The 15,345-nt window shown below is 35.9% G+C and carries 10 protein-coding genes; 5 read left to right on the forward strand and 5 right to left on the reverse strand.

Features of this window, described 5'->3' with window-relative positions; translation table 11 throughout:
- Window positions 1-10: 10 nt before the first annotated feature.
- From EG342_RS02930 to EG342_RS02945, 4 genes are read right to left on the reverse strand one after another with little or no spacing between them, the layout of a single operon-like run.
- Window positions 11-1,147 (reverse strand): glycosyltransferase, encoded by a 1,137-nt coding sequence (locus EG342_RS02930; RefSeq protein ID WP_103291784.1) that lies wholly within the window; start codon window positions 1,145-1,147, stop codon window positions 11-13.
- Window positions 1,148-1,153: 6 nt separating this feature from the next.
- Entirely contained in the window at window positions 1,154-2,371 is a 1,218-nt protein-coding gene (locus EG342_RS02935; RefSeq protein ID WP_103291783.1) for a glycosyltransferase family 4 protein, read from the reverse strand.
- Between the two features lie 9 nt (window positions 2,372-2,380).
- On the reverse strand, window positions 2,381-3,022 hold the full coding sequence (locus tag EG342_RS02940) for a glycosyltransferase (protein WP_103291782.1): 642 nt from the start codon (window positions 3,020-3,022) through the stop codon (window positions 2,381-2,383).
- Complete coding sequence (locus EG342_RS02945) at window positions 3,015-4,184, reverse strand: glycosyltransferase family 2 protein (RefSeq protein WP_103291781.1); 1,170 nt, start codon at window positions 4,182-4,184, stop codon at window positions 3,015-3,017. The genes EG342_RS02940 and EG342_RS02945 overlap by 8 nt, the downstream gene beginning before the upstream one ends.
- A gap of 336 nt (window positions 4,185-4,520) precedes the next feature.
- Between EG342_RS02945 and gltX the strand changes: the two genes are divergently transcribed.
- A complete protein-coding gene (gltX, locus tag EG342_RS02950) occupies window positions 4,521-6,029 on the forward strand; it encodes a glutamate--tRNA ligase (RefSeq protein WP_103291780.1) in 1,509 nt (502 codons plus the stop codon).
- Window positions 6,030-6,078: 49 nt separating this feature from the next.
- Window positions 6,079-7,035, forward strand: a complete 957-nt coding sequence (locus tag EG342_RS02955) for an acetyl-CoA carboxylase carboxyltransferase subunit alpha (protein WP_103291779.1) — start codon at window positions 6,079-6,081, stop codon at window positions 7,033-7,035.
- Between the two features lie 57 nt (window positions 7,036-7,092).
- Here the strand turns inward: EG342_RS02955 and EG342_RS02960 are convergent, their stop codons facing one another.
- On the reverse strand, window positions 7,093-7,857 hold the full coding sequence (locus EG342_RS02960) for a DUF6759 domain-containing protein (RefSeq protein WP_103291778.1): 765 nt from the start codon (window positions 7,855-7,857) through the stop codon (window positions 7,093-7,095).
- Between the two features lie 144 nt (window positions 7,858-8,001).
- Between EG342_RS02960 and tsf the strand changes: the two genes are divergently transcribed.
- From tsf to EG342_RS02975, 3 genes are all read left to right on the forward strand, one after another.
- The gene (tsf, locus tag EG342_RS02965; protein ID WP_103291777.1) at window positions 8,002-8,826 is read left to right on the forward strand and encodes a translation elongation factor Ts; all 825 of its coding nucleotides are present in this window, start codon (window positions 8,002-8,004) and stop codon (window positions 8,824-8,826) included.
- Between the two features lie 192 nt (window positions 8,827-9,018).
- Window positions 9,019-12,360 (forward strand): T9SS type B sorting domain-containing protein, encoded by a 3,342-nt coding sequence (locus EG342_RS02970; RefSeq protein WP_103291776.1) that lies wholly within the window; start codon window positions 9,019-9,021, stop codon window positions 12,358-12,360.
- Between the two features lie 78 nt (window positions 12,361-12,438).
- Window positions 12,439-15,288, forward strand: a complete 2,850-nt coding sequence (locus tag EG342_RS02975) for a T9SS type B sorting domain-containing protein (RefSeq protein WP_103291775.1) — start codon at window positions 12,439-12,441, stop codon at window positions 15,286-15,288.
- The last annotated feature ends 57 nt before the right edge of the window (window positions 15,289-15,345 follow it).

Below are 15,345 nucleotides of genomic sequence, written 5' to 3' on the forward strand. Positions count from 1 at the left end.
CGGAAAATTTTTAAGAAAATTTGTTTTTAAAGAAAACTATTTCTTTTTCAAGACTATGATTATTTTTAATGAATTCATGGGCTTTGTGTCTTAAAGCATCATATAACTCATCATTTTTCAAAAGAATTTCCATGTATTCGGCAAATTCTTTGGCATCATCTGTTACCAGACAACCATTGTCAACTTTTTGTGAAAGACCATCTACACCACGGGTATTGGTCACAACCGGTAAATTATTACTCAAAGATTCCAGTACTTTAATTTTAACTCCTGTTCCACTCAACATGGGACAGATTGTAATTCTTGCATTGTCATAAAATTCCTTCAAGTCATCAACCATACCATGTATAACAACATCAGGATATTCTTTTTTTATCTCTTTCCCTACTTTTCCAATAATATGAATTTTAATAGTATCTTTTAAGTGGGGCAATACCTTTTCAAGGAACCAGTTAATACTATTTACATTGTGAGGATTATTGCTGGCAACATACACAACATCGTATTTATACTTGTGTTGCAACGGCATCAATTGTTTTTGAGGAAAAGGAACGGGCATATGTTTTACCTTCTTGTTGGTAAATTGTCCGAATATATATTCTTCCTCCACAGAGTAAGTCCATATTTCATCAAATTTTTTTAAAATATCAATTTCACCCTGAAATAACTTTCCAATTTTTTTGCACTTGTTGCTATTTTGTGCTGTAATGAAATCGTGGGTATCAATAATAAAATTAGATTTTGTTTTTACTTTGTTGATAATCTCCCCCCAAGTTGCATAGCTGATAATGAAGTTATCAAAATGACGGGTATTAGCAATTTCCGCAAATTCTTTTCGTAAAATCCAGCTTGTCATATCAATTGGATTTTTCCTGAAAAGGTAGGGCAATTTGTACAGAAAAAAATATTTAAAAAAATGATGTTTATATTTTTTATCTAAAAGAATTAATTCAATATTAGGATATTTTTCAGAAAACAAGATCTTCTCATCCTCTTTCCAAAGTCCCCAATCTTTTAATGACACAAATGTTATTTCAACACTTTCAAAGGTATTAAAATAAGAAAGCATCTGATTGAGTCTCGTCGTATTTCCTGCTTTTCCGGACATCGGATTATCAGGCATAAAATACAAAAGTTTCTTTTTCAAAATTTTCTATTCTAATATTGCATTATAAATATTAATATGCTCTTCCACTGCTTTTTCCCATGAAAACTCTTTCGCTCTTTCAATCGCTTTTTGAGCATATTCCATACGATATTCTTCATCGTTGTATAATTTCCAGATCACTTCGGACAAAGCATTTTCATCTGTAGGATCAAGTTGTATGCCAGCTTCTCCTACCACCTCCGGCAGTGACGAAGTATTTGAAGTAACAGTCGGAATACCGCATTGCATCGCTTCTAATGGTGGAAGCCCGAATCCTTCATACAGTGACATATAATAAAATGAATTGGCCTGGCTGTAAACCGAAGCTAAATCTTCGTCAGGTATTCTTCCCGTAATAATAATTTTTCCTTTTAAATCTTTGGCATTTTCGTATTCTTCAAAAATCTTGTCGTATTGCCAGCCTTTTGAACCCACCAAAACCAAGCTTAGATCACTAACACTATGTGTATCCAGCATTTTGATAAAGGACCTGATTAAATGGTCTATATTCTTACGTGGTTCTAACGTACTTAAACTTAATATATATTTTTCCGGAAGATTATATTTCTCTCTTATTAAAGCGTTTTCCTTTGCATCCGAACTTTGATAAAAAATATCCGGAGAAGCAGCAAGCCTGCTCACAAAAACTTTCTTTGGGTCTATATACGGTGCATATTCAAGCAGATCTTTCCTTGTATTTTCAGAAACACATATCGCATAATTATTGGGACCAATACTTTTAATCGTATTATCCAGCAACTGCGTATTATCATTGTATTCCGGATATAAAATAGGAATCAAATCATGAATTGTAACGACTTTTTTAACATTAGGAAATTCCTCTAAACTTTTATGAATGGGATAATATAAAGAGTGATATATCTGAGCATCCTGAATACCTTCATTATAACTCACTTTGTAATCAAATATACCTAATTTGTTATACAGCTTTCGGAAAGGCTTTTCTTTTCTGAAGGGAATAAATTTGACTCTTTCACAGTTATTTGCATTCTTAAGCGTAAGTTGGTGATCAGAAAGAAACCGATCAATTTTGAATTGAGTTTCCTTATGATTATTAAAATTAAAATTAGAATATGAAAGTTCTATTTCCTCACGGGATATAAAACGCTTAAACAGCTCATAAGCCACTCTGAATATTCCAGTTTGATTATTCTTATAGGCGTTTCCAATAACCTCAATGTCAAAAATAAGTTTTATCCTCATTAAATATATTTATAGCGTGTCATAAAAAGCATTTTGCTTCTTTTGTCTTTCCATTTCTTTGATGTGAACCAGACAATATTCGTCATTTTCTGTTGGCAATTCTTTTACCCGGGTATAATTCACCAATACCTCATGAATTTTATTCTGCCAATAAATATTTTTACCTAGTTTAAATAATCTGTTTTGAAAATCCGGAAAGTTAATATAATTATTCTGATTTTTTTTCCAGTTCCATTTTTCTATATATTCCTCTGTAATACCGTTTACAATATTAATCCTTGGAATCAGAAAACAATCATATTTTCTGTTTTTAGATAGGAAACTTTTCAGGTTTGTAATTAATTTTTCTTTTGGATATTCATCGGCGTCTATCTGAAAGAGATATCTGGATTTTGCATGTTTAATCAAAGTATTTTTAAAGGTTGCAAAATCTCCATTTAATTTAGCTTCAATAACATTCACTTTGGATCTATAGTCATTCAGCAGCTCTCCTACTTTCTGATCAGGATTTGTCACATCCCGTAAGATAAGTACTTCATCATTTTTATCAATTAATGGCAATAGCACCTCTAAAAGCAGCTTTAGCTCAGTATACTCATTACAAACCGTGATTCCGTAAGTAATTGTTATGGGTTTAAAAAAATCAAACATCTTTTCTGGTTATTAGTTCTTGTTCGTAAGACTTATGCTGTTGTAATTCAAAGCTCAGATTATTAATTTTAAAATGATCAGGCTTTCCAAATAGCTTTTGAAAAAAATTTTTCTCTGAAGTCTTTTCGTCTTCAATAGAATCTGCAAGACTTCTAAAAGTACGCCTATTTTTCTCAGAAAGCTTTTTTGCATTGAATTTTATGACAACATCATCAGTCACTTCTGCATTTTTGGGTCTGAATTTCTCTGTTAAATCAAACCTCGTATTCTTTTGTTCATCCTCAATATATTTCGATGCATCATAATCGGAATAAATATGATCAACAAACACTTCCAATTCTCTAACAGCATTATCAGTAGGGTTATCTAAAACCAAACCGTACTGAAGTTTTCTTTTCACTTTAGATTGATTGGTAAAACTCCATTTTCGTATAAAATTACGCAATGAGTTTTCTTCAATTTTTTTTGTTTTATTCCGGAATTCTTCAGAAAACCGGGACGTTTTGCTTACAAAATGATATACAATGGCATCAGGACACACAAAAGTTTTTTCGCCTGACATGCGCAATCTCAAAATTAAATCATCATCCTCACAAAACATAGGTTTAAAAAGAGGATCAAGACCATTAATCTTTACCAGCACCTCTTTTTTAGCAGCCAGAAAGAAACTGACATCGTTGGTATATTCTCCCTTTTGTGCAGTCTGGTCCTTTTCAAATTGAAAGAATAAGTCAAATTGAAAAGTTTCAAAATCACTTCCAAAATCACAAATTTCTTTCCATAATCTTTTGTCCGAAGCAAAAATAGGGGGTTCAATTACCTTATAATATACCAGATTATTGGTAGACAAGGCTTCCTCAAGTGAAGACAAAAAATTTCTACCGATTACCATATCATTATGTAAAAAACATACATGAGCCTTGGTAGAGATTTCTATTGCTTTATTATAAGTATCTGAAAGAGTTTTTTCTTCCTCATTATAAAAATAAATAAGATTCTCATCTTGCAAAGAATCGAGCCATAGATGAGTTCCGTCTGAACTTCCGTAGCTTACAAAAACGATTTCCGTTTCAGGATAGTTTTCTCTTATTGAATAATAACAACTTTTTGAATATTCAAGATTATTTTTCAGTCCGATTAAAAGCGAAATATTATTATTCATTCATTATTTTTTAATTTGTAGATAGAGTCATCTGACAATAAAATATTCCCCTTCGTGTCTATTACTAATTTCCAGATTATTGTCCGGCTTAATGGCTACAAATTTAGAAATTAAGTTCAAAAAAGCCAACTTCTGGTCATAAATCATTTTTACCTGATCGTTTAGCGTGCAAAAACAGAATAACTTTAAGTATAAAAAAACTGCCTCATCAAAAGATAAGGCAATTTTATTAGTTAAAAATGTGACTCAATTAATAAGCATAAAACTCAATCCCTATCATAAATCATTAGCTAACCCCATAATTTTAAGTAAATTTGCACCAAAATTTTAATTGAAATGGACAAAGTAAGAGTACGTTTTGCTCCAAGTCCTACGGGACCTTTACATTTGGGAGGCGTAAGAACTGCATTATATGATTATCTTTTTGCTAAAAATCAAGGCGGAGAATTTGTATTAAGAATTGAGGATACAGACACTGCTAGATACGTAGAAGGAGCTGAAGACTATATTGAAGAAGCCTTAGAATGGTGTGGAATTATCCCGGATGAAAGTCCCAAAAAAGGAGGAAAATTTGCCCCTTACCGACAATCTGAAAGAAGAGATATCTATGATCGATATACAGAGCAGATCTTAAAAACCGACTATGCCTATTTAGCTTTTGACACTACGGAAGAACTGGACGCTATACGTGCAGAATTTGAAGCTAAAGGCGATGTATTCTCCTATGATAATAAAACGAGAAACCGTTTAAGAAACAGTCTTGCCCTTTCTGAGGAAGAAGTTCAAAAGTTATTGGATGAAAAAACTCCGTACGTCGTAAGATTCAAAATGCCTGTTGACAGAATATTGAATCTTGAAGATATTATCCGTGGAAAATCTTCTGTGAATACCAATACGCTAGATGATAAAGTTCTGGTAAAAAATGACGGAATGCCTACTTACCATTTTGCCAACATCGTGGATGACCACGAAATGGAAATATCTCACGTGATTCGTGGTGAGGAATGGTTACCATCTTTGGGTCTACACACCTTATTATATGAAGCAATGGGTTGGGAGGCTCCACAGTTTGCCCACCTGTCACTGATTTTAAAACCTGAAGGAAAAGGGAAATTAAGCAAAAGAGACGGGGACAAATTCGGATTCCCGGTATTCCCACTTGATTTCAAAGATCCGGAAACCGGAGTTATCTCCAAAGGATACAGAGAAAACGGGTATCTTCCTGATGCATTCATTAATATGGTCGCTTTATTAGGCTGGTCTCCTGCAGATGACAAAGAAATTCTTCCTTTAGAGGAAATGATCAAGGAATTTGACCTTCATAAAGTACATAAAGCAGGTGCAAGATTCAGTAAAGAAAAGTCAGAATGGTTCAATCACCAGTATATTCAAATGAAAACTGATGAAGAACTTCTTCACCTTCTAAAGGATACTGATCTTGATCTTTCAGCAGCTTCTGATGAAAAACTATTAAAAGTAATTCATCTGATGAAAGAAAGAGCAACATTCCCGAAAGACATCTATGAAAGCGGAAAATTCTTCTTTGAAGCACCTACGTCTTATGATGAAAAAGCTTCAAAAAAAGCATGGAATGATGAGACCTCTGCAATTTTAGGAGAATTGGCTACAACGCTTGATTCTACAGACTTTACTGCGGAGACCTTGAAACAGGCGATGCATGATTTCGCAGAGAATAAAGGTCTTGGAATGGGTAAAGTAATGATGCCCCTACGTTTAGCATTAGTAGGAGAATTGAAAGGACCTGATGTTCCGGACATTCTGGAAATCATTGGAAAAGAGGAAAGTACCTCCAGAATAAGCAATGCTATAAATAATTTTAAATAGAATTACCATAATTTTTCATACATTTGAAAGATTTAATTTACTTCAAGAAATGGAATATTTAAGTTTCGAACTTCCTATCAAAGAATTGATGGATCAATACCAGACGTGTTCTTTAGTAGGAGAAGAAAGTGGTGTTGATGTAAAATTAGCATGCAGCCAGATTGAGGATAAGATTTTAGAGAAGAAAAAAGAAATCTACGAAAATCTTACACCTTGGCAAAGAGTACAACTGTCCCGTCATCCGGATCGTCCTTATACTTTGGATTATATCAACGGAATGGCAGACAAAGGCAGTTTCTTAGAACTTCATGGAGACAGAAATTTCGCTGATGATCCGGCAATGATTGGAGGATTGATTACCCTTGATGGTCAGAAAGTGATGATCATAGGGACTCAAAAAGGAAGAACAACTAAAGAAAGACAGTACAGAAGATTTGGAATGCCAAATCCTGAAGGATACAGAAAAGCTTTAAGACTAATGAAGCTTGCTGAAAAATTCAATATTCCTATCGTAACTTTAGTAGATACACCGGGAGCTTATCCGGGATTAGAAGCTGAAGAAAGAGGACAAGGTGAAGCTATTGCAAGAAATATTTTTGAAATGGTTCAGCTTAAGACGCCTATCTTCACTTATATTATCGGAGAAGGAGCCAGCGGAGGAGCACTGGGAATAGGGGTAGGAAATAAAGTATATATGTTGGAAAACACATGGTATACCGTGATTGCACCGGAAAGCTGCTCTTCTATCTTATGGAGAAACTGGGATCACAAAGAAGATGCTGCAAATGCATTAAACCTTACTCCACAAGATGCCTTAAGAGAAAAGTTTATCGATGGAATTATTGAAGAACCACTTGGAGGTGCTCAATACGACGCGGAAACAACTTATCTGAACCTTAAAAGTTCTATATTACAAAATATCAAAGCTTTTTCCAAGTTTACAGGACAGGAGCTTGAAACCCAAAGACAGGACAAATTCATTGCAATGGGTCAGTTTAAAGGATAAAAAACAAAAAAGGTTAAGAAAATTTCTTAACCTTTTTTACTTTAGTTTTCTTCTCTCCTAATCAGCAACATTGAGAGCAATCTCAATATCCTGACTAATTTTCTTCAGTGAAGAATATTTCGCGTCACACACCATGGTCGTCAGCACATATTCTCCTTTATCTACCAGAATAAAGTTTTCTCCTTTTGCAGGAACACTTAAATTATAGTACTTTTTTCCACTTATTTTTACGATCAGATTACAACCGGATCTGTTTTTAATATTAACATAGGCCTCACTCTTATTGATATCATTATTAAAAAGGTGAGTAAGCATTGCTGCGGTCTTTTTATTGGCTTCACTAGGTTCGGATTTGGAAGCTGTAGAAGTCTTTGATGATCCAACCGAAGCATAACTTTGCCTTCTCTCCTCCTTCAAAGCATTAATTGCATCGTTTACTTTATCAGTATTCTTGGTATTGTTAGCAGTGGTGGTTGCTTTATTTGTTGTAATAACCTTACCACTGTTCAGTTCATTATTCTTAACAATATTTTCAATTTTTTCTTTGCTGATTGGCCTGATAGTAGGCTTGGCTTCGGGAGAATTATCTGCCATAATAATATCAATCAATCTTCTTTTAAAAAAATCGGTTCTTGCGTGTCCCGGGTTCTGTTTTAGAAATCCGGCAATTACCCTTGCCTCTTTTGATACCTCAGCCTCCTGCTCCGTATAAATAATAATCGTTTCTTTTTCAACAACAGCTTTGGATTTTGATTTTTTCTTTTTTTGAGAAAAACCAAGAGAAAAAATGCATATAAAAAGGAGAAGGAAGATTTTTTTCATTAATCAAATCTTTAAAATAGTATTAAATATATTAATAACGTGAAAAGTCATTTTTTAGTTTATCATTAAAATCATTATCTTTGCACTGCTCTAAATTTAAGCTAAAAATTAAAACTAATCTTAAATAAAAAAATAATAGATATTATGTCTTATACACCAGCTGCTGCAGACGTAGCAAAATTGAGAAACCAAACAGGTGCAGGTATGATGGACTGCAAGAAAGCTCTAGTTGAAGCTGAAGGAGACTTCGAAAAAGCGGTAGATATCCTTAGAAAAAAAGGACAAAAAGTTGCTGCTAACAGAGCTGACAGAGAATCTGCTGAAGGTGCAGTAATCGCAAGAGTAAACGAAGACAACACTTTAGGTGTAGTGATCTCTTTAAATTGTGAAACTGACTTTGTTGCTAAAAATGAAGCTTTCATCGAGCTAGCTTACGAATTAGCTGAAATGGCTATCTTCGCTGCTACTAAAGAAGAGCTTTTAGCAACTGATTTCCACGGACTTACTGTTGCTGAAAAATTAGTTGAGCAAACAGGAGTTATCGGTGAGAAAATCGAGATCGGTTCTTTCGAAAGAATCCAGGGAGATTTCTTAGGAGCTTACATCCACGCTGGAAACAAAATTGCTGCAATCACTTCTCTTTCTGCTAAAGTAGATGGAGCTGACGAAGCTGCTAAAGCTGTTTCTATGCAGGTTGCTGCTATGAACCCAATCGCTTTGGACGAAACGAGAGTTTCACAGGAGACTATCGATAAAGAATTAGAAATCGAAAGACACAAACTTACTGAAGAAGGTAAGCCTGCAAACATTATCGACAATATCTTGAAAGGTAAAATGCAGAGATTCTACAAAGACAACACTTTGGTACACCAGGATTTCATTAAAGACGGAAGTATCTCAGTTGCTGACTACGTAAAATCTGTAAACGCAGACCTTAAAGTAACAGGATTTGTAAGAGTAAGCTTATAAGCTCATCTTCAAAAAATATTAAATCCCGGTGAAATTCACCGGGATTTTTTTGTGGGGTATATTAATGAATATGAACTTAATATGACGCAAATTTTAAATATTAAATAATTACATTAAAAATACGATTTCAAAGTTTTTTTTATATAAAATTCAAACTATTAATGTTTAAATTTGCGGCCCTTATAATAACGAATGAAAAAATTTCTACTAGCTATTTGTGCTTTTCTTTATTGTTTAATCCATGCACAATTGGATAATGAGCACTGGTTTGCTCCTATGTCCGCAAGTTCACTTCAAGGAACTCCACAATGTTACTTATACTTATCTACCAACGAACTTACTCCCTTTTCCGTGCAGGTTTCTAATAACAACACGGTGTTTTCTACGGTACAGGTAAGCAAAGGAAATCCTGTACAACTTACGGTTCCGAGTAATTATATGATTGCCTTTACCATGAACAATCTATTTACCCAAAATACAATGGGACTTCATGTAAAAGGAGCTAAAAAATTCTTTGCCAATTTCAGGTTTTCAGTTCCCCAACAAGCAGAAATAATCACTTCGAAAGGGATGGCCGGAGTTGGTAAAACTTTTTTCATAGGAACAGCACCAACCACCTCTCCAAAAGAATATGTAAATTCTACGGTAGGAGTAACAGCTACAGAGGATAATACCACAGTAACAGTATCCGGTTATAGTCCTAATATTGTTTTCGCCGACGGCAGTGTAATGGCTAGCCGGACATTTACCATCAATAAAGGAAAATCTTATATCCTTGATGTCAATAGCGACATGGGAGGAGTGAATAACAGAAGGGGCTTACTAGGCGCAAAGCTTGTTGCCAATAAACCGGTAACCGTAACAAACGGAAATTTCAACGGACTCTATACCACTCAAAACAGCACCAATGTAGATATTCTGATGGATCAGGCTGTTCCTACCGAAAGACTGGGAAAAGATTTTATCATGGTAAAAGGAAATGGCCCTATCACTGTAGGTATGGAAAAAGCCTTAGTCATTGCTACGGAAAATGGCACTACCCTTACCGTTAACGGAAATCCTTTAGCCGGTGTCAGCCTTAATGCAGGAGACTATCGTCTGATTGAAGCCACAAGCTACATAAACCAGGGTAACGGAAACTACAACATGAGTATTTCCTCAAATAAAAACGTCTATGTCTACCAGCTTCTTGCCGGAGCTTCCGGAAGTACAGTATACCAGACCGGAGGAATGAATTTTATCCCGCCATTAAGTTGTTTTTTACCTAAGGAAATCAATGAAATAGGATACATTAATATGATTGGCTCTACATCTTATGATACTAAACTTAATATTATCACTCAAACCGGAGCAATCGTAACGGTTAACGGAAATACAATCGCCAACCCCGGCGCTGTAAGCGGAAACTCCAATTGGGTCACCTACTCCATACCTTATGTTACCGGAAATATTACAGTAGCCTCTACAAAACCTGTTACAGCTGGAATTGCAGCAGGAAATGGTGCAGTAGGATATGGAGGATATTTTGCAGGATTCTCCTCTATTCCTGTCATTTCTAAAACCGGTGATTGTTATAATGGAGTTCTTCTGGAAGTAGATCCCGGTCACGATGGGTACCAATGGTTCTTAAACGGAACTCAGATTCCAGGCGCTACAACACCTTCTATCAATCCTGATTTATATGGAACAGGAATCTATACATGTTATATTACTAAAAACAGTTGTGAATCCAGACTTACAGCAGAGTATGATTATACAGCATGTCCGCCAATTACAACGACAACTTATGATATTGGATCATGCAGTACCAAAGTCATTAATCCGGTCTTTACCAACTCCACTCAGCCCGCGGTTCCTTCCAACACAAGTATTATTGTACAGCCTACCAACGGAACGGTTGCTATAAACCCTACAACCGGTCAAATCACTTATACACCAAATGCAGGAATTACGACAAATACCACTGATACATTTACTTATTACATCCAGGGAAATGGTAATCCTGCTGCTTTTGAATATTTTAAAATAATAATTAACAGCCACGTCCTTCAAACAACCAACACTTCCATGTCTTCTTGTGCTGCGGCTAATGGGAACGGAACATTCAATCTTACAACCCCAAGCGTTAGTCCGGATCCTACGGCTACCATTACTTATTTCACTAATGCCAACTTAACGGGGCCAATAGCAACGCCAACATCTTATTCCGGTCCTGCAGGAACTGTATATGCCAATGTGACTTCAACATATGGATGTTCGCAGATCGCTACTATTACATTAAATACATTTCCTACACCTAATATCAATACCAGTAATTATAATGCCAATATTTGTGATGAGCATTTTGAAGGTCTTGTGAATGTAAATTTTGCCAATATAACGCCACAGATTGTAAACAACTCTGCCAATTTCACTGTACAATATTACCTAAATCAGGCTGATGCCAATGCTGGAAATAGCAATACGCTTCCTAACAACTGGACATTTACAGCCAACACAACGGTATATGTAAGGGTATCTTCTACAACCGGCGGATGTCCTCCTGCTTTTGGGCAAATTAATTTTACGATTGGAAATAAAATAGTATTGATAACCAGTTCCGCCAAAGCACAGATCTGCGACAATGATCTTAATGGCTCTGAAGCAATAAATCTGAATGATTACAAAGCATTATTTACCACAGACCCAAGTGTTATTTTATCATTCTATACTTCACTTGCTAATGCACAGACAGGAACCAACCCTATTCCCGCTTCACAGATTCTTACCTCAACAGGTGTTTTTTATATAAGATTCCAAAACAGTACAGCTTGTCCCAGTACAGGAAGTTTAACCCTTACTTTAAAATCTCCAAAAAAATCTACGACCTTGCATGATCAGGTTATCTGTTCTGATGAAAAAATACTATTGGATGCCGGTCCGGGATTCTCGTCTTATCTATGGAGCAATGGAGCTACTACACAAAATATATCCGCTGCTGCCGGAAATTATTATGTAGATCTTGGATTCAACGGGTGTGTATACCGACAGTATGTAAATGTAACAACATCGCAATCTCCTGTAATCAACAGAATAGATGTTACAGGAACTACTGCAACTATTTATGTAACTGGGGGAACCCCTCCTTATAAATATTCATTAAACGGTTTCGATTATCAGACCTCTAATGTTTTTACCGGATTATCAAGAGGTATTCACACGGTATACGTATTAGGTTCCGATGGATGTCGTCATATTACCAAAGAGTTTTTGGTGATTAACCTCATTAATACCATTACTCCCAATGGTGATGGCATCAATGATGTTTTAAATTATTCTGAATTAAGAATAAAACAAAACGTGGCTATTGAAGTCGCAGACCGATATGGAACCTCAGTCTATAAATCTACGGACAAAAATTACATCTGGGACGGAAAGTCAAATGGAAGAAATCTTCCTACCGGAACTTATTGGTATGTGATCAAATGGAATGAACCGGATACGAAATTACAAGTTTCGTATTCTGGATGGCTTTTAATTAAAAATCGAGAATAGTTTTCCGCTTTTATTCATAATTTATTAAATGTATTTCATTTTTTATTTTAATTTTGTAGAAATCCTAATTCCATACACATGAAAAGATTTCTACTCAGTTTAGTGTTTACTTTCCTGGCTATTAATACAATTTTTGCACAAAGGGATACTGAGCACTGGATAGCTCCGTATTATGACAGCTACGGAGGCTATGTCAATATGATTTATCTTTCCACTGATTCAGTAACTCCTTTTGATGTAACCATATATAATAACAGCCTGGTTGTCACAACAGTTACAATCAGCAAGGGCAATCCGCAAACGTATAAAGTTGCTAATGACCTTATTTCTACAGGAACATCGACCGAGGCATTTGTTGTGGGTACCAAAGGGCTTTATTTAAATGCATCTAAACCTTTTTATTGCAGTTTAAGACTTGCTCAGAGTATTCACGGGGAAATTATTACCAGTAAAGGAAGAGCAGGAATAGGAAAGACATTCTTTGTTGCTGCCAGCCCAAATAAAAATTTAACCAGTATCCATAACTTTACAGCTGGAATCCTGGCTACAGAGAACAACACCAATGTCACTGTTTCATGGAATCCACCTACTTCACCTACTCCACCAGTATCTTTCATCAATGGTACACCTACCGGTAATACTCAAACTTTTACATTACAAAAAGGACAATCTTTTATTCTTGCAGGATCGGGCGGTTTAGAGGGAAATCGGGAAGGTTTTATTGGCGCCAAAGTAGTTGCTGATAAACCGGTAACACTTACCAACGGAAGTTGTAATGCTAATTTCTCTTTTATTGCCTTTGCATCCGGAAGTGACCCTGTTCTTGACCAATCTGTGCCGGTAGACAGACTTGGAAATACATTTGCTATGGTAAAAACAAGATCCACACTTCCTAGTTTGAATATGGAGGGTGGGCTTATTATAGCCACAGAAGATAATACTGAAGTATACATAAACGGGGCAACAACCCCGGCAGCAACTTTAAATGCTGGAAAATACTATAGGATTGACGAAACGAACTATGCTACTCAAACCGGTCCCGCCGGTACTCACTCCAATATGTTTATTTCAACGACCAAAAATGTATATCTATACCAGTTTATCGGAGTGGGAGCAAGTGATGCGACTAACGGGTTCAATTACATCCCACCATTGAACTGTTTCCTACCAAGAAAAATTGATGAAATCGGAAAGATCAATGAAATGCCTCTTGGCCCATTAGGAGCCAGTGCCACTCAAGGTGACTTAATTGTAAAATTAAATATCCTGACAGAAGCAGGAGCTACCGTACTGGTCAATGGAACCCCGCCATTACCCGCAGAAGGCCCGTACCCACTGTCAGGAAATACAAACTGGGTAACCTATGCTATCAATAGCATTACAGGAAACCTAAATATCACCTCTACAAAAGCTGTAACTGCAGGTATCAACGGAGGATATAGTTCTGCAGGGTATGGAGGATATTTCGCAGGTTTCTCTTCAATCCCTCTCATTGCTAAAAAAACCGGAGAATGTGTTCCGGGAATTATTCTGGAATTAGATGATGGATATGAATCTTATCAATGGTTCCGAAACGGAACTGCTGTTGCAGGCGCAACCGCAAATACCTACACTCCAACACAATCAGGAAATTATACGGTAAAAATAACAATGGGAACATGCCCTCCTATTACAACACCTATATACAAAGTACAAACCTGTTTAAAACTAACAACGCAGGCGCTTAATGCTTGTTCTACAAAAATCATCACACCAACATTTACATCGTCAACACAAACTCCTGTTGCAAGTACAGTACAGATTCTTACCCCTCCAACAAAGGGGACCGCTATTCTGAATCCTAACGGCACTATAACCTACACGCCAAACCCGGGGTATCTGGGAGCGGATGTTATTGTTTACAAATTCTGTGGAGACAATGCAGAATTTACGGATTGTGAACAGATTACTTTAAATCTTACTGTAGTACCTTTTGTTGTAAAAGATGTTACTATTACAGCATGCTGGTATGATGTAGCTCCTTACGCTTACTTTGATCTTACCAAGGCTAAAGTGACCGATTATACAGCAGTAACAAAAAAATACTACCGTACTCTTACGGACCTTAATGCAGGAATCAATGAGATTACAACACCTGATAATTTTCCAGCTACAGGTGGAGTGGTATATGTAAAAGTAACTACGGCTGAAGGCTGTACAGGAATTGCTAAAATCACTCTTGTTCCCCTTCCTATTAAAAAATCTCCTGTCCTGGTAGATCAGTACATTTGTATGGACGCCAGAACAAATCTTGATGCAGGGCCGGGATATGACTCTTATCAATGGAGTACAGGAGCTACAAGTTCAGGGATCAGAGATATAGGGGTTGGTGAGTATACAGTAATACTTGGTAAAGACGGATGCTTCCTGACACAAACTGTAAAAGTGAAAAAAGCAGATGATCCGGTAATTCAAACAATTGAAATTAATAATAATAACGCGACAGTAATCGCAGCAGGTGGAAAACCTCCTTATAAATATGCTGTTGACGGAACAGGTACTTGGCAAGACTCTAACATCTTTACAGGATTAACCAGAGGTCAGCATACTTTCTATGTAAAAGATGCTTACAATTGTACTCCTGTTGCGGTAGAAATTACGATTCCTAATTTATTAAATGCAATTACCCCTAACGGAGATAACGTAAATGATTTTATAGACTACAGTGAGTTAGCCTATAAAGAGAACCTTACTTTCTCAATCTATGACCGATATGGAAACACAATATTTACAGGGAATAAATTCAATAATTATAAATGGGACGGAAAACATTTTGATAAAAAAATTGTTACCGGAACTTATTGGTATCACATTACCTGGAATGAATCTAATAAAGCCAAAACTCCAATAAAATACACAGGATGGATTCTCGTAAAAAATAGAGAATAATCAATAAGCCATCTTCACTAAAATAAGCCGCGAATAAATATTCGCGGCTTATTTTGT

It is taken from the genome of Chryseobacterium lactis, from assembly GCF_003815875.1.
Classification (GTDB): domain Bacteria; phylum Bacteroidota; class Bacteroidia; order Flavobacteriales; family Weeksellaceae; genus Chryseobacterium; species Chryseobacterium lactis.

Coding starts and splice junctions, on each gene's coding strand:
- EG342_RS02935 (WP_103291783.1), bottom strand. CDS start 2,371: ATGAGGATAAAACTTATTTTTGACATTGAGGTTATTGGAAACGCCTAT.
- EG342_RS02940 (WP_103291782.1), bottom strand. CDS start 3,022: ATGTTTGATTTTTTTAAACCCATAACAATTACTTACGGAATCACGGTT.
- EG342_RS02945 (WP_103291781.1), bottom strand. CDS start 4,184: ATGAATAATAATATTTCGCTTTTAATCGGACTGAAAAATAATCTTGAA.
- gltX (WP_103291780.1), top strand. CDS start 4,521: ATGGACAAAGTAAGAGTACGTTTTGCTCCAAGTCCTACGGGACCTTTA.
- EG342_RS02955 (WP_103291779.1), top strand. CDS start 6,079: ATGGAATATTTAAGTTTCGAACTTCCTATCAAAGAATTGATGGATCAA.
- EG342_RS02960 (WP_103291778.1), bottom strand. CDS start 7,857: ATGAAAAAAATCTTCCTTCTCCTTTTTATATGCATTTTTTCTCTTGGT.
- tsf (WP_103291777.1), top strand. CDS start 8,002: ATGTCTTATACACCAGCTGCTGCAGACGTAGCAAAATTGAGAAACCAA.
- EG342_RS02970 (WP_103291776.1), top strand. CDS start 9,019: ATGAAAAAATTTCTACTAGCTATTTGTGCTTTTCTTTATTGTTTAATC.
- EG342_RS02975 (WP_103291775.1), top strand. CDS start 12,439: ATGAAAAGATTTCTACTCAGTTTAGTGTTTACTTTCCTGGCTATTAAT.